We start from the raw sequence: 23254 nt of genomic DNA on the forward strand, positions 1-23254 counted from the left end.
TAGGATTTACCTAGGTCGCTTGCTTTCATGTCGTTCGCTTTCGACATGGAAAACATTACGGGACGCCGGAGCCGGAAAAAGCCAAATCCGCTGAGACCTCGATGAATTACACCTGAGACCATTCTCAGGGAGATCCGGGAACCGAACCGGAATTCACACAGGATTTATTTCCGGACCTTTTTCCCGCCGACCGCCAGCCCCGCCCCTTCCAAGCGCACCCTGATCCCGTCCTTCTCCACCCGCACGTCCCGCAGCCGCAGCGCCCCGCTCGGCGGCTCGGGCAGCCGGAAGCCCAGGGACAGCTGGTCGGCGAGGACCGGGCGGGTGAGGCGGGGCAGGGCGTCGAGGAGGGCGGGGTCGAAGCCCAGGCGCTTCAGCAGGGCGGGGTGGTCGAGGGCCAGGTCGATGAGGTTGAGGCGCATGGCCTGGCGGAGGAAGCGCGGGGTGCCGGTCAGGTCGGTGAGCTTGGACTCGTTGCGCAGGGCCTCGCGGACGACGGAGTCGGGCACTCCGAGGCGCCGTACGACCGCCGGGATCGACAGGAGCTCCTTCGCCTTGCGGGTCTCGTGGGCGAGGCGGGCCGCCGACTCACGGCTCAGGTGCAGGCCGTCCGCGGCGCGGGCGCCGGGGCGGTAGGTGGCCAGGTCCCCGATGTCCAGGCGCATTCCGCCGATGTGCGTGGCGATGCCTCGGTCGCCGTCGCGCAGGATGCGGGCCTCGGCGCGCAGGCGCAGGTCGTGTCCGGCGACCGGCAGGGTGCCGCGGGCCCGGACCCGGTCACGGCCCTCTCCGGTGAACGTGACCTGGGAGGCGCCGAGTTCGCGGTTCAGGTCCGCGAAGGAGAGGAGGACGTCGCCCTCCAGCCTCGGGACCTCGGCGCCGCGCACCGCCGTCGGGCCGTCGGTGTCCAGCCGTACGTCCCGTGCCGTCGCCGTCACCTGCGCGAGCGAGATCCGGTCGGCGGCCACGTCGGGGACCGTCACCTTCACCGAGTCCAGCCGCTCGTCGGCGAGTTGGGTGAGGAAGGGGAAGCCGCCGATCTCCACCTCGGGCGCCGCGGCCAGGTCGAAGCGGTCCTTGAGGGTGTCCGCCGCTCTGCGCTCGGCGTACAGCAGGGCCCAGCGGTCGCCGAGGGTGAGGAAGGCGGCGAGGACGACGAGGGCGACCACCGCCTTCAGCGCGAGGGGAAGCCCCGCGAAACGACCTCGCCGGCGGCGCCGGCCGTTGCGGCGGTGGTTGGGCGGGGCCCAGGGATCGTCCTGGGCCGCCGCCTCGTCCTGCTCGGTCTGCTCGTCCCGTACGTCCTCGTGGAGGAACTCATCCAGCGGACCGTCGTCCAGGCCGGCGAGCTCCTCGTAGGGGTTCGTATAGGGATGCGTGGTTATGCGGTGGGGGGTACGCATCGATCCATCCGACCATGCGCACGCCCCCCACCCGCAACCTCTACCGGAGGTTTGCGATCTAGTTCACGCCGGTTCACGCACTACTGCACGACCGTGATCCGCTTCGCCGCCGGCGGCGCGATCGGGTTCGTCGCCGAGGAGTTGGCCGTCAGGTACTTCTCCAGCGCCGCCAGGTCGTCCGAGCCGACCAGGTCGTTCGTGCCCTGGCCCAGCGTCGGGATGCCGTCGCCGCCGCCCGCGAGGAAGCTGTTCGTGGCGACGCGGTAGGTGGCCGTCGGGTTGATCGCCTCGCCGTTCAGCTTGACCGAGTCGGTCACCACCCGGTCCGCACCCGACTCCGTCAGGTCCAGCGTGTACGTCAGACCCGACGAGACCTGCAGGATCTTCGGCGAGGCGGCGTTCGTCCCGCTCACCTGCTCCTTGAGCACCTGGATCAGCTGCGCGCCGGTGAAGTCCTGGAGGTTCACGGTGTTGGAGAACGGCTGCACGGTGAAGCCCTCGGCGTACGTCACCACACCGTCGCCCTCGCTGCCCTTGGCCGCGTAGGTCAGCGGTGCCCGGATGCCGCCCGGGTTCATCAGCGCCAGGTCCGTCTCCGGGTCCAGCTCCTTGCCGTGCGCCAGCTGGGCGTCCGCGATCAGGTCGCCGATCGGGGACTCGGTGCCGGTGTTGGGGATGTCGGCCGATATGTAGCCGATCGCACGGTTGCCGATGGGCGCCGCGAGGGTGTTCCACTTGCTGATCAGCTCGGTCATGTCGGGCGCCTTGGCGACCGTCCGGGTGACCACGTGGTTCGCCGACTTCACGGACGTACGGGCGATGTCGCCGGTGAAGCGGTCGTACGTCAGCGTCGTGTCGGTGTAGAGGCGGCCGAAGGACGCGGCCGACGTCACCATGCGGGGCTTGCCCGACGGGTCGGGGACCGTGCAGACGTACGCGGCGTGCGTGTGGCCGGTGACCAGCGCGTCCACCTGCGGCGTGATGTTCTTGGCGATGTCGACGATCGGGCCGGAGATGCCGTCACCGGCGCCCGGGGAGTCGCAGTTGTAGTTGTACGAGCCGGAGGCCGGCAGGCCACCTTCGTGGATCAGCGCCACGATCGACTTCACGCCCTGCGCCTGGAGCACGCGCGCGTACTTGTTGATCGTCTCGACCTCGTCCTTGAACTTCAGGCCCTTCACGCCGTCCGCGGAGACGACACCCGGCGTGTCCTCCAGGGTCACGCCGATGAAGCCGACCTTGACGCCGTTCTTCTTCCACACCCAGTAGGGCTTGAGGATCGGCTTGCCGGTCTTCTCGTCGAGGACGTTCGCGGCGAGGTACGGGAAGTCGGCGCCCGCGAACTCCGTGTCCGTGTAGCAGCCGGCCGTCGGGTGGCAGCCGCCGTTCTGCAGGCGGGCCAGTTCCTTGGCGCCCTCGTCGAACTCGTGGTTGCCGACCGAGGTGACGTCCAGGTCGAGCTTGTTCAGCGCCTCGATGGTGGGCTCGTCGTGGAAGAGGCCCGAGATCAGCGGGGAGGCGCCGACCATGTCGCCGCCGGCCGCGGTGATGGAGTACTTGTTGCCCTCGCGGGCCTGGCGCAGGTGCGTGGCGAGGTACTCCACGCCGCCCGCGTCGATGGTCTTCGTCGTGCCGTCCGCCTGGAGCTCGGTGACCCGGCCGGAGGAACCGGCCGGCGGCTCCAGGTTGCCGTGCAGGTCGTTGAAGGACAGCAGCTGCACGTCCTGGTAGCGGTTGTAGCCGTAACCGCCCCCGTGCTTGGCGGAGCTCTCCTCCGCCGTCGCCGTCGCGGGGAGCGCCGCGGCCAGCGCACCGGCGGTGGCGAGACCGACGGCTCCGGCGAGGAGAAGGTGAGTACGGCGTCTGCGGCGCTGGTGCGCCCGTGACTCGGCTGGCATACGCCCCCCTGTGGGTCGAAAGTGACATGGCCCCGTCGCGCGCAGCCTAGAGTCAACGCGCGTAGCGCGACAGGGGGTTCATGGTTACTTTCTGGTTTCCCTTTGCCCGCCCCTTTGCCGCCACATTGCCGGACGCTCCCCTTACCCTCGTACGCATGACCAGCGACGACACCGCACACCCCCTCCCGACCCGTTCCATCGAGACCCACTCCACGCTCTCCCCGGAGCAGACCGAGGCCGTACTCGAACTGCTCGCGGAGGCCGCCCGGAACGACGGGCAGCAGGCGGTGTCCGAGCAAGGCCGGTTGCAGTTGCACGGAGGCGAGCGCGAAGGCGTGTCGCATCTGCTGCTGACCGTCGCCGGCGAACTCGTCGGTTACGCCCAGCTGGAGGACACCGACCCGGTGGAGGCCCCGGCCGCCGAGCTGGTCGTCCACCCCTCGCACCGCGGCCACGGCCACGGCCGCGCGCTCGGCTCGGCCCTCCTCGCCGCGTCCGGCAAGCGGCTGCGGGTGTGGGCCCACGGCGGCCACGCCGCCGCCCGGCATCTCTCCCAGGTCCTCGGCCTCACCCTGTTCCGCGAACTGCGCCAGATGCGCCGCTCGTTGGCGGACCTGAAGCTGCCGGACCCGATGCTCCCCGAGGGCGTGACGGTCCGCACCTTCGTGCCCGGCCAGGACGACGCGGCCTGGCTCGCCGTGAACGCCGCCGCCTTCGCCCACCACCCCGAGCAGGGCTCCCTCACCCAGCGCGACCTCGACGACCGCAAGGCCGAGCCCTGGTTCGACCCGGCGGGCTTCTTCCTGGCGGAGCGGGCGGGCGAACTCATCGGCTTCCACTGGACGAAGGTCCACGCGCAGGAGCGGCTGGGCGAGGTGTACGTCCTCGGTGTGCGACCGGGCGCGCAGGGCGGCGGGCTGGGCAAGGCCCTGGCGACGATCGGGCTGCGCCATCTGGCCGCACAGGGGCTGCCCACGGCGATGCTCTACGTCGACGCCGACAACAAGGCGGCGGTGTCGGTGTACGAGCGGCTGGGGTTCGTGACGTACGAGACGGACCTCATGTACCGGGCCGAGACGTGACACCAAACCGCACATAACTCCCAGAAGGGGCGGCGACCTTGACGCCGCCCCTTCTTTTGCACCACCCTTTCACTACTCAATTAGTGAAAGGGTGGTGGAACGGATGGTCGAGTACCGCATCGACCGGCGCTCCGGCGTCGCCACCTACGTGCAGATCGTCCAGCAGACCAAACAGGCCCTGCGCCTGGGCCTGTTGGAGCCGGGGGACAAGCTGCCGACGGCCCGTGAGGTCGTCGAGGCCACCGCCATCAACCCCAACACCGTCCTCAAGGCCTACCGCGAACTGGAACGCGAGGGCCTGGTCGAGGCACGGCGGGGACTCGGCACGTTCGTGCGACGCGGACTGAACACCGCGCCGGCCGACTCGCCGCTGCGCACCGAACTGGACGCGTGGGCCGTACGGGCCCGCGAGGCCGGCCTGGAGCGCGACGACGTGGACGCGCTCTTCACTTCTGTACTGGACACGCACTTCAAGGGGGACGAGTCATGACCGAGACCGCCATCGAGGCGGCCGCGCTGAGCAAGAGGTTCGGGCGGCGCCGCACGCCGGCGCTGGACGGCTGCGCCTTCCGGCTCCCGGTCGGCCGCGTCTGCGCCGTCGTCGGACCGAACGGCGCGGGCAAGTCGACCCTGCTCTCCCTCGCGGCCGGACTGCTGCGCCCCACCGACGGCACGATCACCGTCCTCGGCCAGACCCCGGCGGCGGCCCGCGAGCGACTCGCGTACGTCGCCCAGGACAAGCCCCTGCACCCCCAGCTCACCGTCGCCGACACCCTGCGCCTCGGCCGCGAGCTGAACCCCCGCCGCTGGGACGACCGGGTCGCCGAGCGGATCGTCGCCGAGGGCGACCTCGCCCCGGACGCCAAGATCCGCACGCTCTCCGGCGGCCAGCGCACCCGCGTCGCGCTCGCCCTCGCCCTCGGCAAGCGCCCCGAACTGCTGCTCCTGGACGAGCCGATGGCCGACCTCGACCCGCTCGCCCGGCACCAGCTGATGGCCACGCTCATGGCCGACGCGGCCGAGCACGGCACCACGGTTGTCATGTCCTCGCACGTCGTGGCCGAGCTGGACGGCGCCTGCGACCACCTCCTGCTGCTCGGCGCCGGCCGGGTCCGCCTCGCCGGCCCGCTGGACGACCTGCTCGCCGCGCACAAGCTGGTCACCGGCCGGGCCGACGCCTCCCTCGACCCGCACACCGTGGTCGAGTCCCGCACCACGGGACGCCAACTCACCGCACTCGTACGCCCCGACGGCCCCCTCGGCGACGGCTGGCAGACCACCGCCCCGACCCTGGAGGAGCTGGTCCTGGCCCACCTGCGCGCCCCCGAGGCCCCGGCTCTGCGGCTCGACACCCCGCAGGAGGCCGCCGTATGACCGCCGTGACCCTTGAGGCGTCCACCGCCGCCACGCCCACCCGGGGACCGCGCGGCCTGCTCTGGGCGATGCTGCGGCTGCACCGCTCGGCGCTGTGGTTCTGGGTGATGCTGGTGGCCGTCGGAGCGGGAGTACTGCTGTGGGCGTACGGTCCGGGAGCGGACGCCGCGTGGGCCGAGCTCCGGAAGGCGGGCTGCGATGCCGTGTCACCGGGTGACCTGACCTGCGACACGGGTGCCGGTGCCGCCTACGGCCGGTACGACGCCGCAATCGCCCTCGGCTCCGGAGTCCTCGCCCTCGCGCCCTTCCTCACCGCCGCCTGGGCGGGCGCCGCGCTCATCGGGCGCGAACTGGAGAGCGGGACCGCCCAGTTGGCCTGGACCCAGTCCGTGTCACCGGCCCGCTGGCTGGCCGCCAAACTCGCCGTCCCGGCCACCCTGCTCGTCTCCGGCACGCTCCTGCTCACTCTGCTGCACCGCATGGTCTTCTCGGCGGACGGTGCGCTGCGGCTCGCGGGCGGCTCGCGGGCCTGGTACCAGGGCGCCACCTTCGAGGCCAACGGCACCCTCGCCACCGCCTACGCCCTCCTCGGCCTCGCCGTCGGCGTCCTCGCGGGCCTGCTCCAGCGCCGGGCCCTGGCCGCGCTCGGCACGGCGGTCGTGGGCCTCGCGATCCTCGCGGCCGCGCTCGGCGCCCTGCGCCCGTACCTGTGGCCGGTCGAGACGCTCACCGACAAGAACGAGTACCCCGAGTACATCGGCATGGTCGTCGGCGAGGGCGCGCTCACCTCCACCGGCGCCCGCGTCCCGGACCCCATCTGCGTCGACAACGCCAAGTGCCTCGCCGAGCACGACATCGTGGGCTTCTACCGCGACTACCACCCGGCCTCCCACTTCTGGCCCCTGCAACTCGTGGAGACCGGCATCGTCCTCGCCGTCGCCGCACTGGCGGTCCTGCTCGCCTTCCGGCTGCTGAACCGCCGCACCGGAGCCGCCGTATGACCACCACACTCACCGCCACGACGACCCCGGCCACCGGCACCCCGCGCGGGCCGCGCGGCCTGGTCTGGGCCGTCCTGCGGGTGCACCGCACGGCCCTGGTCTTCTGGGGGCTCACCCTGACCGCCGCGACGGCGGGCCTGATCTGGATGCACACGATCGCGGACGACGCCCGCCGGGGAAACGTCCCGTGCGCCGAGCCCGCCCACGACGGCCTCCCTTCCTGCGCCTCGGTCGAGGCGATCACCGTCGACGGCCTCTACTCCGACGGCATCGCCCTGGTCACCACGGCCCTGTGCTACGTGATCCTCCCCGTGGCCGCCTGGGCGGGCGGGGCGCTGATCGGCCGGGAGCTGGAGAGCGGCACCGCCCGGCTCGCCTGGACCCAGTCGGTCACCCCGGCCCGATGGCTGGCCGCCAAGCTCGCGGTCCCGGCCGCCCTGCTCACCGCCGGAACCGGTGCGGTCCTGCTGCTGAACCTCTGGGCCCGCACGGACGACAACCCGAACCTCGTCGGGGACTGGTACGGACCCGACCAGTTCTCCGGCATCGGCCCGGTGGCCGTCGCCTACGCCCTCGCGGGCCTCGCCCTCGGCACGCTCGCCGGACTGCTGCTCCGCCGGACACTGCCCGCCGCCGGGGTGGGCTTCGCGGCCGCGCTGCTCCTCCACACCGTGCTGGAGCGCTACCGCGAGGACCTCTGGCCGACGGTCACCCGCAGCGAGAAGGGCGAATTCGAGCTGCCCCGCTCCGCCTGGCAGCAGGATGGGGACATCACCTGGGGGCGGCATCCCGGGGAGGGCACCCCGTTGTCCACCAGCGCGACCTTCCACCCCCAGTCCCATTTCTGGCCGCTCCAGTACGTCGAGACCGGAATCGTCCTCGTGGTGGCCGCCGCGGCGACGCTCGCCGCCTTCCGCCTGCTGCGCCGCCGCATGCCCTGAGACCTCCGGCCCGTACGTCCCTCCACGGGGGGACGGGCGTGCGGGCCGGACATCCCGGCGGCGACGTAGACGCCCGCGAGCCGCCCCCCGCTATCCCACACGCCATGTCTCCGTAACCATTGGTTCAGACGGGCTTGCGAGGCTCAGCCAATGACGCCCGCCGTGCCAGAGCCTGCGCCGCCCCCGGGAGGGAGCGCGAGGAACGGGGACGCACGACGCCTCCCCGCCACGCTCCCGCCCGCGTTGTCCGACGCGCCCATAAGCCTCGCCACGCGGAACAATGGGCATATGAGCCAGTCCACGAACGCCCAGGCAAACGTCCAGCACGCGCAGCCCTCCGTGGGCTCCATCGCGGCACACCGCCCGCACACGGTGAGCTCGGCGGTGGTCTCCGAACTGGAGCCCGACATCGATGCCGACCTCGACGCGTACGAGGTCTCCGAGATCGACGGCGTCCAGCTGCCCCAGGGACGCTTCCTGGACCGGGAACGCAGCTGGCTCGCGTTCAACGAGCGCGTCCTCGAACTCGCCGAGGACCCGAACACCCCGCTCCTCGAACGGGCGAACTTCCTGGCGATCTTCGCCAGCAACCTGGACGAGTTCTTCATGGTCCGCGTGGCCGGACTGAAGCGCCGTATCGCCACCGGTGTCGCCACCCGGTCCGCGTCCGGCCTGCAGCCCCGCGAGGTCCTGGAGATGATCTGGGCCCGCTCCCGCGAGCTGATGGCCCGGCACGCCGCCTGCTACCACGAGGACGTCGCCCCCTCCCTCGCGGAGGAGGGCATCCACCTGGTCCGCTGGAGCGAACTCCAGGAGAAGGAGCAGGCGCGCCTGTTCACCCTCTTCCGGCACCAGATCTTCCCGGTCCTGACCCCGCTGGCGGTCGACCCGGCGCACCCCTTCCCGTACATCTCCGGCCTCTCCCTGAACCTGGCCGTACGGGTCCGCAACCCCGTCACCGGCACCCCGCACTTCGCCCGCGTCAAGGTGCCGCCGCTGCTCTCCCGCTTCCTGGAGGCCTCCCCCGGCCGCTTCGTCCCGCTGGAGGACGTCATCGGCGCCCACCTGGAGGAGCTGTTCCCGGGCATGGAGGTCCTGGAGCACCACGCCTTCCGGGTCACCCGCAACGAGGACCTGGAGGTGGAGGAGGACGACGCCGAGAACCTCCTCCAGGCCCTGGAGAAGGAGCTCATGCGGCGCCGCTTCGGGCCGCCGGTGCGCCTGGAGGTCGAGGAGAACATCAACCAGGAGGTCCTGGACCTGCTGGTGCGCGAGCTGAAGATCAGCGAGGCCGAGGTCTACCCGCTGACCGGCCCCCTGGACCTCACGGGCCTCTTCCGCATCGCCTCCATCGACCGGCCCGAGCTGAAGTACGCGAAGTTCGTCGCGGGCACCCATCGCGACCTCGCCGAGGTCGAGTCGGCGTCCGCGCCCGACATATTCGCCGCGCTGCGCAACCGCGACGTGCTGCTGCACCACCCGTACGACTCCTTCTCCACCTCCGTGCAGGCGTTCCTGGAGCAGGCGGCCGACGACCCGGACGTCCTCGCGATCAAGCAGACCCTGTACCGGACGTCCGGCGACTCCCCCATAGTCAACGCCCTCATCGACGCCGCCGAGGCCGGCAAGCAGGTCCTCGTCCTGGTCGAGATCAAGGCCCGCTTCGACGAGCACGCCAACATCAAGTGGGCGCGCAAGCTGGAGGAGGCCGGCTGCCATGTGGTGTACGGCCTCGTCGGCCTGAAGACCCACTGCAAGCTGTCGCTGGTGGTCCGCCAGGAGGGCGAGACGCTACGGCGCTACAGCCACGTCGGCACCGGCAACTACCACCCGAAGACGGCACGGCTGTACGAGGACCTGGGCCTGCTGACCGCGGACCCGCAGGTGGGCGCGGACCTGTCCGACCTGTTCAACCGTCTGTCCGGCTACTCGCGCCGGGAGACGTACCGCCGTCTGCTCGTGGCCCCCAAGTCCCTGCGCGACGGCCTGATCTCGCGGATCAACAAGGAGGTCCAGCACCACCGTGCCGGGCGTCCCGCCTACGTCCGCATCAAGGTCAACTCGATCGTCGACGAGGCGCTCATCGACGCCTGCTACGGCGCGTCCCAGGCGGGCGTGCCGGTCGACATCTGGGTCCGCGGCATCTGCGCGATCCGCCCGGGCGTGACGGGACTGTCGGAGAACATCCGCGTCCGCTCGGTCCTCGGCCGCTTCCTGGAGCACTCCCGGGTCTTCGCCTTCGGCAACGGCGGCGAGCCCGAGGTGTGGTTCGGCAGCGCCGACATGATGCACCGCAATCTCGACCGTCGTATAGAAGCCCTGGTCAGGGTCACGGACCCGGCCCACCGCGCCGCGCTCAACCGGCTCATGGAGACCGGTATGTCCGACACCACCGCATCCTGGCACCTCGGTCCGGACGGCGAGTGGACCCGGCACGCGACGGACGCGGACGGCCAGCCCCTGCGCAACGTCCAGGAGATGCTCATAGACGCCCGGAGGCGCCGGCGTGGCACAGCAACACCTTGATCCGACGGACCCCACGGCCGGGGCTGCGGCGGGGGACGCCCTCGCGGGCTACCTGCGCGCCCAGGCCACGGAGTTCCTCCGAGCCCTGCGCCTGCACCGGGAGACCGGCGGCGGCGACGGGGGCTCCCTCGCTCGAGCGAAGTCGAGAGTGGGGGACAACGGCTCGGAGGAGTCCGTCGACGCGGCCCGGGCCCTGCGCCGCTCGGCCCGCCGCATCAGCGCCAGCCTGCACACGTTCCGCCCCCTGCTGGACACCGACTGGTCGGAGGCCATCCGCCCCGAGCTGGCCTGGCTCTCGGGAACCCTGGCGATGGAACACGCGTACGCGGCCCGCCTGGAGCGCCTGCTGCTGGCCCTGCACCGCCTGTCGGGGGCCACGGCGCTGCCGACGCAGACGGGCGGCGTGGCCGGCCTGCCCGGCACGGCGGGCGCGAGCGGCGCGAGCAGGCTGACGGACACGGCGGCGACCGGCCGCGGCGACGCGGCCACGGCCGGTCGGGCCGACGCGGCCGCGGCAAGCCGTGCCAACGTGACCGCGGGCAGCCGTGCCGCCGGTGCCGCGTCCGTCCCGCCGAAAGCGGCGCCCCCGCACGCCGGCCCCCCGGCCCACCCGGCGGCCACCACGGAACGCGGCAACCTCACCGTGGGCGCGGCCAAAGCAGGCGCCCTGCTCGAACGCCAGCTCACCCTGGCCCGGACCCGAGCACACAGCACCGCCCTCCAGGCCCTCGGCAGCAGCCGCTTCCACGCGGTCGCCGACAACATCGCCGTACTGGCCAGCGAGGTCCCCCTCACCCCCGCCGCGGCCACCGGCGACCTGCGCCCCCTCGCGGCCGCCGCCGAGGAGCGCCTCAGCGACGCGGTGACGGCGCTGCCCCTGGTGACCGCGGGCCACCCCTACAACGCGGAGGCCCTGATCCACGGCCTCTCCCCGGACCCGGCCCCGCACCCGCAGGACGCGCCCTGGCACCAGGTCCGCCTGCTGCTGCGCCTGCACCGCTACGCCCGTGAGGTCCTGCACGGCGACACCAACTTGGTGGACGTACGGCTGCTGACCGCCGGCCAGGCCCTCAACCGGCACCGCGACGCCTCCGAGGCGGCGGCGGCCGCGGCCCAGGCGGCCCGCACCCCGCGTATCGCCCCGGCGACGGCCTACGCCCTCGGCGTGCTGCACGCCGACCAGCGGCACGAGGTGGAGGCGGCGCGGTTCGCCTTCCAGCAGTCCTGGCAGATCCAGCCGGCAGGCAGGCCCTGAAGGAGGCACACCCGGTGACTCACGCCCATGACCTCACCACCGTCCACGCGGCGGGCTGCGTCCTGTGGCGCCGCTCGCCGGTAGACGGTGAGCTGGAGATATGCCTGATCCACCGGCCGAAATACGACGACTGGTCCCACCCCAAGGGCAAGCTGAAGCGCGGCGAGGACCCCCTCGCCGGAGCCCTGCGCGAGGTCGCGGAGGAAACAGGCCACTCGGCCCGGTTGGGCGCCGCGCTGCCGACGCTGCGGTACCAGGCGAACGGCCGCCCCAAGGAGGTCCGCTACTGGGCGGCCGAGGCCGGTCCCGGCTCATTCGCCCCGAGCGACGAGGTGGACCGCCTGCTGTGGCTCTCCCCCACGGCCGCGCGGGGCCGGCTGACCCAGCAGAGGGACCGCGACCTCGTGGACGCCCTGCTGAAGTCGCTGCGCCTGGCATAGTCCGCTACAACCCGCCACAAAGCCTCGGAATGCACCCGTGTCCTCAACGTAAGCGTTCCGTGACCTCACCGCACCGTCCCCAGGGGTTCACCCCTCGTTCATTTACGCCCTTCGGCGCCTTCACCTGTACTGCCTAATTTCGGCCTTGCACGATGACGGATCGCGCCCGACGGGACGCGGCCGCGTCGCCCATTCTTCGCACGCCGCCGAATTCAGGACGGCGGCTCCTGGAAGGAACTCCCTCAAGTGAAGCTTCAGCGCAAGAACCGGCGGGCACTCGCTCTCGGCGCTCTCGCCGTCTCCGGCGCCCTGGCCCTCACGGCGTGCGGCTCCGACGACACCGGGAACACCGGCGGCGACTCCACGTCGACCGCCAAGGCCGGCAACATCGACTGCGGCGACGCCAGCGGCCAGCTGCAGGCCTCCGGCTCCTCCGCGCAGAAGAACGCGATCGACGCCTGGGTCAAGCAGTACACGGCGGCCTGCAAGAGCGTGCAGCTCAACTACAACCCGACGGGTTCGGGCGCCGGCGTCACCGCCTTCCTCCAGGGTCAGACCGCGTTCGCCGGTTCGGACTCCGCGCTGGAGGCCGAGGAGATCACCGAGTCCAAGAAGACCGCCTGCACGGGCGGCGGCCAGGCCATCGACCTGCCCATGGTCGTCGGCCCGATCGGCGTCGGCTACAACGTGCCGGGTGTCGACAGCCTCGTCCTGGACGCCCCGACCCTCGCCAAGATCTTCGACAGCAAGATCACCAACTGGAACGACGCGGCCATCAAGAAGCTGAACCCCGACGCGAAGCTTCCCGACCTCAAGATCCAGGCGTTCCACCGCTCGGACGAGTCCGGCACCACGGACAACTTCACCAAGTACCTGGGTGCCGCCGCCCCCAGCGACTGGAAGTACGAGCACAGCAAGTCGTGGGAGGCCAAGGGCGGCCAGTCCGCCTCCGGCTCCTCCGGTGTGGCGCAGCAGGTGACCCAGACCGCGGGTGCGATCTCCTACATGGAGCTGTCGTACGTGAAGGACGGCATGAAGGCCGTCAAGATCAAGACGGGTGCCGCCGAGCCGGTCGAGGCCACCACCGACAACGCCACCAAGTCCATCTCCGAGGCCAAGGTCGTCGGCACGGGCAAGGACCTGGCGCTGGAGCTGAACTACACGCCGAAGGCCGAGGGCGCCTACCCGATCACCCTGGTCACGTACGAGATCGTCTGTGACAAGGGCAACAAGGCGGAGACCCTCCCCGCCGTCAAGTCCTTCCTCTCCTACATCTCCTCCGAGGACGGCCAGGGTGTGCTGACCGAAGCCGGTTACGCCCCGGTCCCCGACGAGCTCATCACGAAGGTCCGCAGCACCGTCTCGGGCCTGAGCTGACCTGAGTGCGGCCCGCTCCACACGGGAGCGGGCCGCACCGTCCGGTGCACCGCCGCCAGGAGCCGCTGCCCACCCGCTACGGCTCCGCTCCAGAGTCGTCGGACCCGACGGCTCCGCAGACCGGAGAACCCGATGGATATATCAACCAAGACCACTGCGTCGCCCCCCACACCCGAGCCGCCCACGACCGAGCAGAAGCGTGCCGCCCGCGGCGCCACCCGCCCCGGAGACCGGATCTTCCTCGCGCTCTCCCGCGGATCGGGCATCTTCCTGCTGGTCGTCATGGCGGCCATCGCCGTCTTCCTCAGCCTTCGCGCCTCCCATGCGATCAGCAAGGACGAGGCCAACTTCTTCACCACCTTCGAGTGGAACCCCACCGGCGAGCCGCCGGTCTTCGGCATCGCCGTCCTGGCCTTCGGCACCGTCGTGTCGTCGGTCATCGCGCTGGCCATCGCGGTTCCGGTCTCCATCGGCATCGCCCTGTTCATCACGCACTACGCCCCGCGCAAGCTCGGCGGCCCCATCGCGTACGTGATCGACCTGCTCGCCGCCGTGCCGTCCATCGTCTACGGCCTGTGGGGCGCCCTCGTCCTGGTACCGAACCTGGACGGCCTGTACGGCTGGCTGGACGAGTACCTCGGCTGGACCGGCATCTTCGAGTGGAGCGGCGGCGCCCCGCGCGCGCTGCTCACCGTCGGCATCCTGCTCGCGATCATGATCCTGCCGATCATCACCAACGTGAGCCGCGAGGTCTTCCGCCAGGTTCCGCAGATGCACGAGGAGGCCGCCCTGGCCCTCGGCGCCACGCGCTGGGAGGTCATCCGGATGTCGGTCCTGCCCTACGGCCGCTCCGGTGTCATCTCCGCGTCGATGCTGGGCCTCGGCCGCGCGCTCGGCGAGACGATGGCGGTCGCCATGGTCCTGTCGCCGACCTTCGACATCAACGCCAGTCTGCTCGACCCGGGCGGCGGCACCTTCGCCCAGAACATCGCCAGCAAGTTCAACGAGGCCACCGAGAACGGCCGTGACGCGCTCATCGCCTCCGGTCTGGTGCTCTTCGTCATCACCCTGCTGGTCAATGGCACCGCCCGCATCATCATCGAGCGGCGCAAGGAGTTCTCGGGGGCCAACGCATGAGCAACGCAACTCTCTCCGACCAGCGCCCGAGCAGCCTCAAGGGCGCCACCCTGCCCAAGTGGTTCGCCTGGGCCGTCGCCGCGGGCTCGGTCGCCCTCGGCCTCGGCATCAGCGCCGCCGCCGGGCTGGACAGCAGCATCCAGTGGGCGCTGATCGCCGCGCTGCTGTTCATCATCGGGTCGTACGGCATCTCCGCACGTGTCGAGGGCCGCCGGCAGGCCAAGGACCGTATCTCCACCAGCCTGATCTGGGTCGCGTTCCTCCTCGCCGTCATCCCGCTGGCCTCCCTCATCTACGAGACCGTCAAGCGCGGCGTGAAGGTCCTCGACGGCTACTTCCTCAGCCACTCGATGGGTGTGGTCGCCGACACCGAGCCCGGCGGCGGCATCTACCACGCCATCCTCGGCACCTTGGAGCAGGTCGGCATCGCCACCGTGATCTCCGTGCCGATCGGTGTGCTGACCGCCATCTACCTGGTCGAGTACGGCCGCGGCAAGCTCTCCAAGGCCATCACCTTCTTCGTCGACGTCATGACGGGTATCCCGTCGATCGTCGCGGGTCTGTTCATCCTCAGCCTGTGGATCATCATCCTGGGCATGGGCTACTCCGGCTTCGCCGGCTCGATGGCGCTGTCCATCCTGATGCTGCCGGTGGTCGTCCGCTCCACCGAGGAGATGCTCAAGCTCGTCCCGAACGAGCTGCGCGAGGCCTCGCTGGCGCTGGGCGTGCCGAAGTGGCGCACCATCCTCAAGGTGGTTCTGCCGACCTCCATCGGCGGTATCACCACGGGCGTGATGCTCGCGGTCGCCCGCATCACCGGCGAAACCGCTCCGCTGCTGCTGCTGGTCTGGGTGACGAACTTCATCAACGCCAACCCGTTCCAGGACCCGCAGGGGTCGCTGCCGGTTTACATCTACCTGCAGTTCGCGAACAGTGGTGGTCAGGGTCCGGCGTACGACCGTGCATGGGCGGCGGCACTGGTGCTGATCGCCTTCATCATGATCCTCAACCTGGTGGCTCGCGGTATCGCCCGCTGGAAGGCACCGAAGACGGGCCGCTGACGCGGCCAATCAGCGACCCGAATCCCCCCGAAAGAAGCAGTGATCTACATGGCCAAGCGCATTGATGTCAGCGGCCTCAACGCCTACTACGGTTCCTTCCTGGCCGTCGAGGACATCTCGATGACCGTCGAGCCCCGTTCCGTCACCGCCTTCATCGGCCCCTCCGGCTGCGGCAAGTCCACCTTCCTGCGCACCCTCAACCGGATGCACGAGGTCACGCCGGGCGGCCGCGTCGAGGGCAAGGTGCTGCTCGACGACGAGAACCTGTACGGCGCCGGAATCGACCCGGTGGCCGTACGGCGTGAGGTCGGCATGGTCTTCCAGCGGCCGAACCCCTTCCCCACCATGTCCGTCTACGACAACGTCGCGGCCGGCCTGCGGCTCAACGGCAAGTACAAGAAGTCGCAGCTGGACGAGGTCGTGGAGAAGTCCCTCAAGGGCGCGAACCTCTGGAACGAGGTGAAGGACCGCCTGAACAAGCCCGGTTCGGGCCTCTCCGGCGGCCAGCAGCAGCGTCTGTGCATCGCGCGGGCGATCGCGGTGGAGCCCAAGGTCCTGCTGATGGACGAGCCCTGCTCGGCCCTGGACCCGATCTCCACGCTCGCCATCGAGGACCTGATCGGCGAGCTGAAGGAACGCTTCACGATCGTCATCGTGACGCACAACATGCAGCAGGCGGCGCGTGTCTCGGACCGCACTGCCTTCTTCAACCTCGCCGCCGTCGGCCAGCCCGGCAAGCTGATCGAGATAGACGACACGGAGCGCATCTTCTCCAACCCGTCGGTCCAGGCCACGGAGGACTACATCTCCGGCCGCTTCGGCTGATCCGCCACCAGGCGACACAAACCCCTCGCGGTGCTGCATGGCGGTGCCACCGCGAGGCAGATAAAGGGCCCGCCCCCTGGCTTCCGGGGGGCGGGCCCGTCTCTGTAGGTGGAAGGCATCTCGGGAGGCATCTCGGAAGGCGTCCCGGGAGGCGCAGCGCCGCCTCCTCACCGCCTCCTTACCACCGTCTCAACCACTCACATGCCCTTCCGCGTCCGTCCGCGCCAGACTCCGCGCGCGTCTCGCCGGCCCTCGCCAGCCGCAGCTGCACTGGGCTGTGCAGAAGGGGCCCTTCTCCACCGTCGTCGTGCGGTGGGCCAAGGGGTCGCCGTGATTTCGGGAAGAGCTCGGTCCGTCCTTCTGCGCCACACCGACAACGTTACCCAGGGCAAGTAAGCGCAACGCCCCCGCGTGCGTGACGAGGGCACCTACCCGTCGTTAACCGGAACGAAGGGGGCCCGTGACGGACGTACCGGCTGGGGGTAGGCAGGCGATGACGGAGCGGCAGCAGCACAAGCGGAGGCGCGGGGCGGGCGTTGCGGCTGGGGTCCTGTGTGTCTGTCTGGCGGGCAGCGGATGCGCGGAGCGCGGCGCCGCGGCCGAGGACGCGCGCGAGGGCGAGGCCGTACAGACGGTGCGGAGCGCCGCCGACGCGCTCGTCGGCGCCCGGAGCGCCAAGGCCCGTACCTCCATGGAGATGGCCACCGGCGGCACCCGCGTCACCATCCGCGGCGAGGGCGTGTACGACTTCCGCAAGCAGCTCGGGGAGCTGAAGGTCCTGCTGCCGCAGGATCCCGCCGGCACCCCCGACCACCGGCCGATCAGGGAACTCCTCGCTCCCGGGGCCCTGTTCATGAAGAACCGAGGCGCCGGCGTACCCACCGACAAATGGGTGCGCGTCGAGACGCGGTCCCTCTCCGACGGCAACCTCGTCACCGGCGGGGCCACCGATCCGTTCGCCGCCGCCGAGGTGCTGCGCGGGGCGCGGACGGCGACGTATGTGGGTGAGGACGAGATCGCCGGGACGCCGGTGCGGCACTACCGGGGCACGGCTGACCTGGGGATTGCCGCTCAGGACGCGTCCGACGGGAACAAGGAACCGCTGGCCGCGGCGGCGAAAGGGTTCGCCACGGATCAGGTGCCGTTCGACGTCTACCTCGACGAGTCCGGCCGGATCCGCAAGGTCCGGCACCGCTTCAGCTTCGTCAACGGACAGCAGAACAACGCCGTCGCCGTGGCCTCGACGACCTTGCTGTACGACTTCGGGGCCCCCGTCGACGTACGGCTGCCGGACGGCAACGACATCTACGCGGGCAAGATCGCCGAGGAGTGAGGGTCGGCGTATGCGTGCGTGACGGGCGTCGAGAACTAGCCCGTCCGTGCCATGCGCGGCGTGTAGGCCGCTGCCTACTCTAGGAAGTCGGTAACGGCAGAGAAGAGGTGATGCACGTGGCTCCGGTCGGCGGTACGGCAGTTCAGGACCACGTCGCCCTCGCCGAGATCGAGCTGTGCGGGGAGCTGATCATCGCGGCGTCGACCGCCCGCGAGGACCGGCTCAGCCTGGAGAGCATCGACGAGGTGCTGAGAGTCGCGGAGGAACGGGACCCGTCGGGCGAGTGAGCATTCTCAGCCACTCTCAGATCGGCAGCCGTCGCTCTCAGGTCCGCAGCAGTCGCCCGATCGCCTTCGTCGCTTCTTCCACCTTGGCGTCGATCTCCGCACCGCCCTTGAGGGCCGCGTCGGCGACGCAGTGGCGGAGGTGCTCCTCCAGCAGCTGCAGGGCGAAGGACTGCAGGGCCTTGGTGGAGGCGGACACCTGCGTGAGTATGTCGATGCAGTAGACGTCCTCGTCGACCATCCGCTGCAGGCCCCGGATCTGGCCCTCGATCCGGCGCAGGCGCTTGAGGTGCTCGTCCTTCTGCTTGTGGTAGCCGTGGACGCCGCGGTCGTGGTCGGTCACGACGGCGGGTGCGCCCTCCGCCTCGGAGGGCACGCCCGCGCCGGCCTCGGTGGTCGTCATCGCGTCCTCCAGACGTAAACCGCTTCATATACCCCTACTGGGTATATCGTACCGAACTTTGCTGGGTATAGGGCCTGTGGCCGATGCCGCGAACGGCCGCTGGACTGGACCACTGGGCAGCCCCCGTGCCGACCACTGTGCCTGATGGGCGACACTGGAGGACGGCCCATTAGCCGTGGCCGGATGATGCGCCTAGCATCAGCCTGACCGAAACCGATGCTTCTTGAGGACCCCACGTGCGATTTCGTCTGACCCCCCGGGAGACGAGCTTCTACGACATGTTCGCCGCATCCGCGGACAACATCGTCACGGGCTCGAAACTCCTGATGGAACTGCTCGGGGCGGACACCGCCGGCCGGGCCGAGATCGCAGAGCGTATGCGGGCCGCGGAACACGCAGGTGACGACGCCACACACGCGATCTTCCACCAGCTGAACTCCTCGTTCATCACGCCGTTCGACCGCGAGGACATCTACAACCTCGCATCGTGCCTCGACGACATCATGGACTTCATGGAGGAGGCCGTCGACCTGGTCGTCCTCTACAACGTCGAGGAACTGCCCAAGGGCGTCGAGCAGCAGATCGAGGTGCTGTCGCGCGCGGCCGAGCTGACGGCCGAGGCGATGCCGAACCTGCGCACGATGGACAACCTCACCGAGTACTGGATCGAGGTCAACCGCCTCGAGAACCAGGCCGACCAGATACACCGCAAGCTCCTCGCCCACCTCTTCAACGGCAAGTACGACGCGATCGAGGTCCTCAAACTCAAGCAGATCGTGGATGTGCTGGAAGAGGCGGCGGACGCCTTCGAGCACGTGGCGAACACGGTGGAGACCATCGCCGTCAAGGAGTCCTGAGACCCACCCATGGACACCTTTGCGCTGGTCGCGACCATCGGCGTCGCGCTCTTCTTCACGTACACCAACGGCTTCCACGACTCCGCGAACGCGATCGCCACGTCCGTCTCGACGCGCGCGCTGACACCGCGGGCCGCGCTGGCGATGGCCGCGGTGATGAATCTCGGCGGTGCCTTCCTGGGTTCGGGCGTGGCCAAGACGGTCAGTGAGGGCCTGATTCAGACACCCGAGGGCTCGAAGGGAATGGGCATTCTCTTCGCCGCCCTGGTGGGCGCGATCACCTGGAACCTCGTCACCTGGTACTTCGGCCTGCCGTCGTCCTCCTCGCACGCCCTGTTCGGCGGCATGGTGGGAGCGGCTCTGGCCGGCGGGACGACGGTGTACTGGCACGGCGTCCTGGAGAAGGTCGTCATCCCGATGTTCGTGTCGCCGATCGTCGGCCTGTGCGCGGGCTACCTGGTGATGACGGCGATCATGTGGATCTTCCGACGCGCCAATCCGCACAAGGCCAAGCGGGGCTTCCGTATCGCACAGACGGTCTCGGCCGCCGGCATGGCGCTGGGCCACGGCCTGCAGGACGCGCAGAAGACGATGGGCATCGTCGTCATGGCCCTGGTCATCGCCGACGTCGAGGACTACGGCGACCCGATCCCGGTGTGGGTCAAGATCGTGTGCGCCGTGATGCTGTCACTCGGCACCTACGCCGGCGGCTGGCGCATCATGCGCACCCTCGGCCGCAAGATCATCGAACTCGACCCGCCCCAGGGCTTCGCCGCGGAGACGACCGGCGCGTCGATCATGTTCACCACAGCCTTCCTCTTCAAGGCCCCGATCTCCACGACCCACGTCATCACCTCCGCGATCATGGGCGTGGGCGCGACAAAGCGGGTGAACGCCGTGCGGTGGGGCGTGGCCAAGAACATCGTCCTGGGCTGGTTCATCACCATGCCGGCAGCGGCGGCGGTGGCAGCGGCGGCTTTCGGCGTCGTGAACCTGGCGTTCTTGTAGACGCCGTCCTGGGACGGGGGCCCGGTCAGCGCCGCGCGGCCGGGGTGAAAGCGGCGGCGTTCGGGGTCGTGCACCTGGGGTTCTTGCAGGCGCCGTCCGGGGAGGGCGACTCCGTCCACGTTCCGAGAGCTGCGGACCTGGCGCCGGGAAGTGATCACCTTCCAGCACCGGTCCGTGCATCTCAGCCCGTCCGGCACTGAAGCACGACCACGACCATCCCTGCCCCCCACCCACCCCGGAGAGGACCCCACCTCTCGGCGCCGGTCCGCGTCGTTCAGCCCGTCCGGCGATTGAGGACGAGGCCCGTTCAGGGCCGAAGCGGGGGTCCAGGGGGCGGCAGCCCCCTGGCGGGGTCGAAGGGGCAGCGCCCCTTCGGGATGGGACGGGTAGGGGCGGCGGGGGCGAGAATCCCCAGGCCCGCACACGAACGCCCCCCGCACCAGGGAACCCCGCCCCCCACCACCTCGTCTCGTTCCACGTAACCCCCAGGAGGCGACATGGAACGGCGTACTTTCATCGGCGGCGGCGCAGCAGCCCTCACCGCCCTGGCAGCAACCGCCTGCAACGGCAAATCAGACACCGGCACAGGCGCAAGCGCAGGCACGGGCGCAGACACAACCACCCGCACACAAACCACCGCCACCCGATCCACCACCGCCGCCTCCTCCGCCCCCGCCAACTGGACCGCCCTGGCCCAAGACCTCGACGGCCCCCTCATCCGCCCGGGCGACGCCGACTGGAAATCGGCCCACCAGCTCTACAACACCCGCTTCGACTCCCTGAAGCCCACCGCAGTCGCCTACGTCGCCCACCCCGACGACATCCGCACCACCCTCGCCTACGCCCGAGCCCACAACCTCCACGTCGCCATCCGCAACGGCGGCCACTCCTACGCAGGCTGGTCCTCCGGCAACAACCGCCTGATCATCGACGTCTCCAAGCTCAACCGCATCCGCGCCTCGGGCAACACCGCAGTCGTCGGCGCCGGCTCCAAGCTCATCGACGTCTACCGAGCCCTCGCCGCCAAGGGCACCACCATCCCCGCCGGCTCCTGCCCCACCGTCGGCGTCTCCGGCCTCACCCTCGGCGGCGGCCACGGCGTCACCTCCCGCGCCTACGGCCTGACCTGCGACAGCCTCACCCAGGCCACCCTGATAACCGCCGACGGCAAGCAGCTCACCGCCAACGCCACCACCCACAAAGACCTCTTCTGGGCCCTGCGCGGCGCCGGCAACGGCAACTTCGGCGTCGTGACGGAACTGCAGTTCAAGACCCACCCCGCCCCCCAGGCCGTAACGGCGTACATGACCTGGCCCTGGTCGAAGGCGGCCACGCTGATCAAGGCCTGGCAGGAGTGGGGCCCGACCCAGCCCGACGAGATCTGGTCGGCCCTGAGCATCTCGAACCACGCGGGCGGCACCCCCACCATCTCCGTCGCCGCGTTCTGCCTGGGCACCTACGGCGAACTCCAGAACGCGGTGGACCGCCTGGCCGACCGCCCCGGCGGCCCCGGCCCCGCGAGCAACGTCGTCCTCAAGCGCCGTTCGTACGAGGAGTCGATGGAGCTCTACGCCGGCTGCTCGTCGTTCTCCGCCGACGCGCAGTGCCACCTCCCCGGCTCCACCCCCGGCCGCTCCCCCCAGGGCGCACTGAGCCGCGAAACGTACACGGCGAAGTCGGACTTCTTCGACCGCTCCCTGTCATCCGCAGGCATCCAGACCCTGCTGAAGCAGATGCAGTCGGTCCGCGGCGGCTCCGGCAGCATCGCGCTCACGGCCCTCGGCGGAGCCGTCAACCGCGTCTCCCCCACCGCGACGGCCTTCGTGCACCGCCGCTCCCGCATGCTGGCCCAGTACATCGCCTCCTGGCGCGCGGGCACGACGGGCTCCACGGCCCAGGCGTGGCTGAAGTCGGCCCACGACGCGATGCGGCCGTACGCCTCGGGCGCCGCGTACCAGAACTACACCGACCCGACTCTGACGGACTGGCGCAAGGCGTACTACGGGGACGCGGCGGCGCGCCTGACGAGGCTGAAGAAGCAGTACGACCCGGAGAAGTTCTTCACGTACCCGCAGGCGCTGTAACCCGGCGCGGTACTGCGCCCGTAAGGGGCGCGGGGCCGTGGCGCGGGACAGTGATCGACATGCTGCTCCGCCGCGCGGGCGCGACCAGCCACGACGGACGGCGCGGCAGACATCAGACGACACATCGCGGCTCCCCTCCCCCCCGGGCGGAGCCGCATATCGGCACAGTCAACAGCCGGCGGAGCGCTACGCCGCGAGGTCCCGCTCCGCAGCCCCCGCCGACTCCTTGCGAGCCCCCGGAATCAACGCGTCCTGCCCACCCGCCCGGGACAACCCCCGCGACCTGATCAGCCACCCACCCCTCGGCGACCGCTCGATCGCGGCCATCACGGGCGTCAGCAGAGCCATGGCCAGCGGCGACAGCAACAGCGCGACCGCCGTACCGAGCGCGAACCCACCGACGACATCAGTCGGATAGTGCACGCCCATGTAGACCCGGCAGAACCCTTCGAGCAACGCGAGCCCGATCCCGACCAGCCCGAACTTCCGGTTCGCGACGAACAACCCGACCCCCAGGGCCATGGCGATCGTCGCGTGATCACTCACGAACGAGTAGTCGGTCTTGCCGGACACCAGGACTTCGAGCCCCTGGTGGTCGTTGAACGGCCGAGGCCGCTCGACGAATCCCCGTATGGGCACATTCACGAGCACCGCGATCGCCGCGGCGAGCGGCGCCCACACGAGCGCGGCCACGGACGAGGCGGCGTCCTCCGCGCCCCGCCGCCGCACGGACCACCAGCACCACACCACGAGCAGGATCATGGCGAGCACCAGCCCGTACTCACCGACGTACTCGATGACCCGGTCGAACCAGCGCGGCGCATCCTTGGCCAGGCCATTGATGTCGTAGAGCAGATCGACGTCGGGGTTCGACCCGGATTCTGCGAGTCCAGCCATGATGCTGCGGCCCCTTCGTCGTCTCTCCGGCGCATCTTGCGTACGCCGCTCCGCCCACCCCCGTGGTT

The 23254-nt window shown here is 70.3% G+C and carries 21 protein-coding genes; 17 read left to right on the top strand and 4 right to left on the bottom strand.

The annotated features are described in order from the left end of the window. Positions 1–164 precede the first annotated feature (164 nt). Entirely contained in the window at positions 165–1403 is a 1239-nt protein-coding gene (locus PBV52_RS22165; protein ID WP_274240504.1) for a DUF2993 domain-containing protein, read from the bottom strand. Positions 1404–1483: 80 nt separating this feature from the next. Then, positions 1484–3301 carry a bifunctional UDP-sugar hydrolase/5'-nucleotidase gene (locus PBV52_RS22170; protein ID WP_274240505.1) on the bottom strand — a complete coding sequence of 606 codons (1818 nt, stop codon included), beginning with the start codon at positions 3299–3301 and terminating at the stop codon, positions 1484–1486. 155 nt (positions 3302–3456) lie between these two features. On the opposite strand from PBV52_RS22170, the gene mshD reads away from it, so the two are divergent. The 14 genes from mshD to PBV52_RS22245 all read left to right on the top strand — a co-directional run bounded on the left by mshD (position 3457) and on the right by PBV52_RS22245 (position 17940). After that, entirely contained in the window at positions 3457–4383 is a 927-nt protein-coding gene (gene mshD / locus PBV52_RS22175; RefSeq protein WP_274240506.1) for a mycothiol synthase, read from the top strand. A 103-nt stretch (positions 4384–4486) separates the two neighbouring features. Next, positions 4487–4873, top strand: coding sequence for a GntR family transcriptional regulator (locus tag PBV52_RS22180; RefSeq protein WP_128432324.1), 387 nt, complete (start codon positions 4487–4489; stop codon positions 4871–4873). Beyond that, positions 4870–5757: an ABC transporter ATP-binding protein gene (locus tag PBV52_RS22185; protein ID WP_274240508.1), complete on the top strand. Its 888-nt coding sequence runs from the start codon at positions 4870–4872 to the stop codon at positions 5755–5757. Before PBV52_RS22180 ends, PBV52_RS22185 begins: the two co-directional genes overlap by 4 nt. Beyond that, positions 5754–6758 carry an ABC transporter permease gene (locus PBV52_RS22190; RefSeq protein WP_274240509.1) on the top strand — a complete coding sequence of 335 codons (1005 nt, stop codon included), beginning with the start codon at positions 5754–5756 and terminating at the stop codon, positions 6756–6758. The genes PBV52_RS22185 and PBV52_RS22190 overlap by 4 nt, the downstream gene beginning before the upstream one ends. Continuing rightward, a complete protein-coding gene (locus tag PBV52_RS22195) occupies positions 6755–7699 on the top strand; it encodes a hypothetical protein (RefSeq protein ID WP_274240510.1) in 945 nt (314 codons plus the stop codon). Before PBV52_RS22190 ends, PBV52_RS22195 begins: the two co-directional genes overlap by 4 nt. Positions 7700–7849: 150 nt before the next feature. Further along, complete coding sequence (locus tag PBV52_RS22200) at positions 7850–10225, top strand: RNA degradosome polyphosphate kinase (protein WP_274240511.1); 2376 nt, start codon at positions 7850–7852, stop codon at positions 10223–10225. Continuing rightward, the gene (locus PBV52_RS22205; RefSeq protein ID WP_274240512.1) at positions 10206–11480 is read left to right on the top strand and encodes a CHAD domain-containing protein; all 1275 of its coding nucleotides are present in this window, start codon (positions 10206–10208) and stop codon (positions 11478–11480) included. Before PBV52_RS22200 ends, PBV52_RS22205 begins: the two co-directional genes overlap by 20 nt. Before the next feature lie 14 nt (positions 11481–11494). After that, positions 11495–11920 carry an NUDIX hydrolase gene (locus tag PBV52_RS22210; protein ID WP_274240513.1) on the top strand — a complete coding sequence of 142 codons (426 nt, stop codon included), beginning with the start codon at positions 11495–11497 and terminating at the stop codon, positions 11918–11920. A 246-nt stretch (positions 11921–12166) separates the two neighbouring features. Continuing rightward, on the top strand, positions 12167–13297 hold the full coding sequence (gene pstS / locus PBV52_RS22215; RefSeq protein WP_274240515.1) for a phosphate ABC transporter substrate-binding protein PstS: 1131 nt from the start codon (positions 12167–12169) through the stop codon (positions 13295–13297). 132 nt (positions 13298–13429) lie between these two features. After that, positions 13430–14434, top strand: a complete 1005-nt coding sequence (gene pstC / locus PBV52_RS22220; protein ID WP_274240517.1) for a phosphate ABC transporter permease subunit PstC — start codon at positions 13430–13432, stop codon at positions 14432–14434. Beyond that, complete coding sequence (pstA, locus tag PBV52_RS22225) at positions 14431–15495, top strand: phosphate ABC transporter permease PstA (RefSeq protein ID WP_274240519.1); 1065 nt, start codon at positions 14431–14433, stop codon at positions 15493–15495. The genes pstC and pstA overlap by 4 nt, the downstream gene beginning before the upstream one ends. Positions 15496–15543: 48 nt before the next feature. After that, positions 15544–16320, top strand: coding sequence for a phosphate ABC transporter ATP-binding protein PstB (pstB, locus tag PBV52_RS22230; protein WP_274240520.1), 777 nt, complete (start codon positions 15544–15546; stop codon positions 16318–16320). A 493-nt stretch (positions 16321–16813) separates the two neighbouring features. Then, complete coding sequence (locus tag PBV52_RS22240) at positions 16814–17653, top strand: hypothetical protein (RefSeq protein WP_274240522.1); 840 nt, start codon at positions 16814–16816, stop codon at positions 17651–17653. A 110-nt stretch (positions 17654–17763) separates the two neighbouring features. Then, positions 17764–17940 carry a hypothetical protein gene (locus tag PBV52_RS22245; protein ID WP_274240523.1) on the top strand — a complete coding sequence of 59 codons (177 nt, stop codon included), beginning with the start codon at positions 17764–17766 and terminating at the stop codon, positions 17938–17940. A 37-nt stretch (positions 17941–17977) separates the two neighbouring features. Here PBV52_RS22245 and PBV52_RS22250 read toward each other — a convergent pair whose 3' ends face one another. Beyond that, complete coding sequence (locus tag PBV52_RS22250; RefSeq protein ID WP_274240524.1) at positions 17978–18340, bottom strand: metal-sensitive transcriptional regulator; 363 nt, start codon at positions 18338–18340, stop codon at positions 17978–17980. A gap of 236 nt (positions 18341–18576) precedes the next feature. On the opposite strand from PBV52_RS22250, the gene PBV52_RS22255 reads away from it, so the two are divergent. The 3 genes from PBV52_RS22255 (at position 18577) to PBV52_RS22265 (ending at position 22289) form a co-directional block, all read left to right on the top strand. After that, positions 18577–19197: a DUF47 domain-containing protein gene (locus PBV52_RS22255; protein ID WP_128432358.1), complete on the top strand. Its 621-nt coding sequence runs from the start codon at positions 18577–18579 to the stop codon at positions 19195–19197. Positions 19198–19206: 9 nt separating this feature from the next. Further along, positions 19207–20205: an inorganic phosphate transporter gene (locus PBV52_RS22260; protein ID WP_274240525.1), complete on the top strand. Its 999-nt coding sequence runs from the start codon at positions 19207–19209 to the stop codon at positions 20203–20205. Positions 20206–20702: 497 nt separating this feature from the next. Then, entirely contained in the window at positions 20703–22289 is a 1587-nt protein-coding gene (locus PBV52_RS22265) for an FAD-binding oxidoreductase (protein WP_274240526.1), read from the top strand. 186 nt (positions 22290–22475) lie between these two features. On the opposite strand, the gene PBV52_RS22270 is transcribed toward PBV52_RS22265, so the two are convergent. Beyond that, positions 22476–23186, bottom strand: coding sequence for a phosphatase PAP2 family protein (locus PBV52_RS22270; protein ID WP_274240527.1), 711 nt, complete (start codon positions 23184–23186; stop codon positions 22476–22478). Between the last annotated feature and the right edge of the window lie 68 nt (positions 23187–23254).

It is taken from the genome of Streptomyces sp. T12 (genome assembly GCF_028736035.1).
Lineage (GTDB): Bacteria > Actinomycetota > Actinomycetes > Streptomycetales > Streptomycetaceae > Streptomyces.

Bases quoted from the DNA above. Each gene is read 5' to 3' on its own strand.
- PBV52_RS22165 (WP_274240504.1), bottom strand. From the start codon at position 1,403: ATGCGTACCCCCCACCGCATAACCACGCATCCCTATACGAACCCCTAC.
- PBV52_RS22170 (WP_274240505.1), bottom strand. From the start codon at position 3,301: ATGCCAGCCGAGTCACGGGCGCACCAGCGCCGCAGACGCCGTACTCAC.
- mshD (WP_274240506.1), top strand. From the start codon at position 3,457: ATGACCAGCGACGACACCGCACACCCCCTCCCGACCCGTTCCATCGAG.
- PBV52_RS22180 (WP_128432324.1), top strand. From the start codon at position 4,487: ATGGTCGAGTACCGCATCGACCGGCGCTCCGGCGTCGCCACCTACGTG.
- PBV52_RS22185 (WP_274240508.1), top strand. From the start codon at position 4,870: ATGACCGAGACCGCCATCGAGGCGGCCGCGCTGAGCAAGAGGTTCGGG.
- PBV52_RS22190 (WP_274240509.1), top strand. From the start codon at position 5,754: ATGACCGCCGTGACCCTTGAGGCGTCCACCGCCGCCACGCCCACCCGG.
- PBV52_RS22195 (WP_274240510.1), top strand. From the start codon at position 6,755: ATGACCACCACACTCACCGCCACGACGACCCCGGCCACCGGCACCCCG.
- PBV52_RS22200 (WP_274240511.1), top strand. From the start codon at position 7,850: ATGACGCCCGCCGTGCCAGAGCCTGCGCCGCCCCCGGGAGGGAGCGCG.
- pstC (WP_274240517.1), top strand. From the start codon at position 13,430: ATGGATATATCAACCAAGACCACTGCGTCGCCCCCCACACCCGAGCCG.
- pstA (WP_274240519.1), top strand. From the start codon at position 14,431: ATGAGCAACGCAACTCTCTCCGACCAGCGCCCGAGCAGCCTCAAGGGC.
- pstB (WP_274240520.1), top strand. From the start codon at position 15,544: ATGGCCAAGCGCATTGATGTCAGCGGCCTCAACGCCTACTACGGTTCC.
- PBV52_RS22240 (WP_274240522.1), top strand. From the start codon at position 16,814: ATGACGGAGCGGCAGCAGCACAAGCGGAGGCGCGGGGCGGGCGTTGCG.
- PBV52_RS22245 (WP_274240523.1), top strand. From the start codon at position 17,764: ATGCACGTGGCTCCGGTCGGCGGTACGGCAGTTCAGGACCACGTCGCC.
- PBV52_RS22250 (WP_274240524.1), bottom strand. From the start codon at position 18,340: ATGACGACCACCGAGGCCGGCGCGGGCGTGCCCTCCGAGGCGGAGGGC.
- PBV52_RS22260 (WP_274240525.1), top strand. From the start codon at position 19,207: ATGGACACCTTTGCGCTGGTCGCGACCATCGGCGTCGCGCTCTTCTTC.
- PBV52_RS22265 (WP_274240526.1), top strand. From the start codon at position 20,703: ATGGAACGGCGTACTTTCATCGGCGGCGGCGCAGCAGCCCTCACCGCC.
- PBV52_RS22270 (WP_274240527.1), bottom strand. From the start codon at position 23,186: ATGGCTGGACTCGCAGAATCCGGGTCGAACCCCGACGTCGATCTGCTC.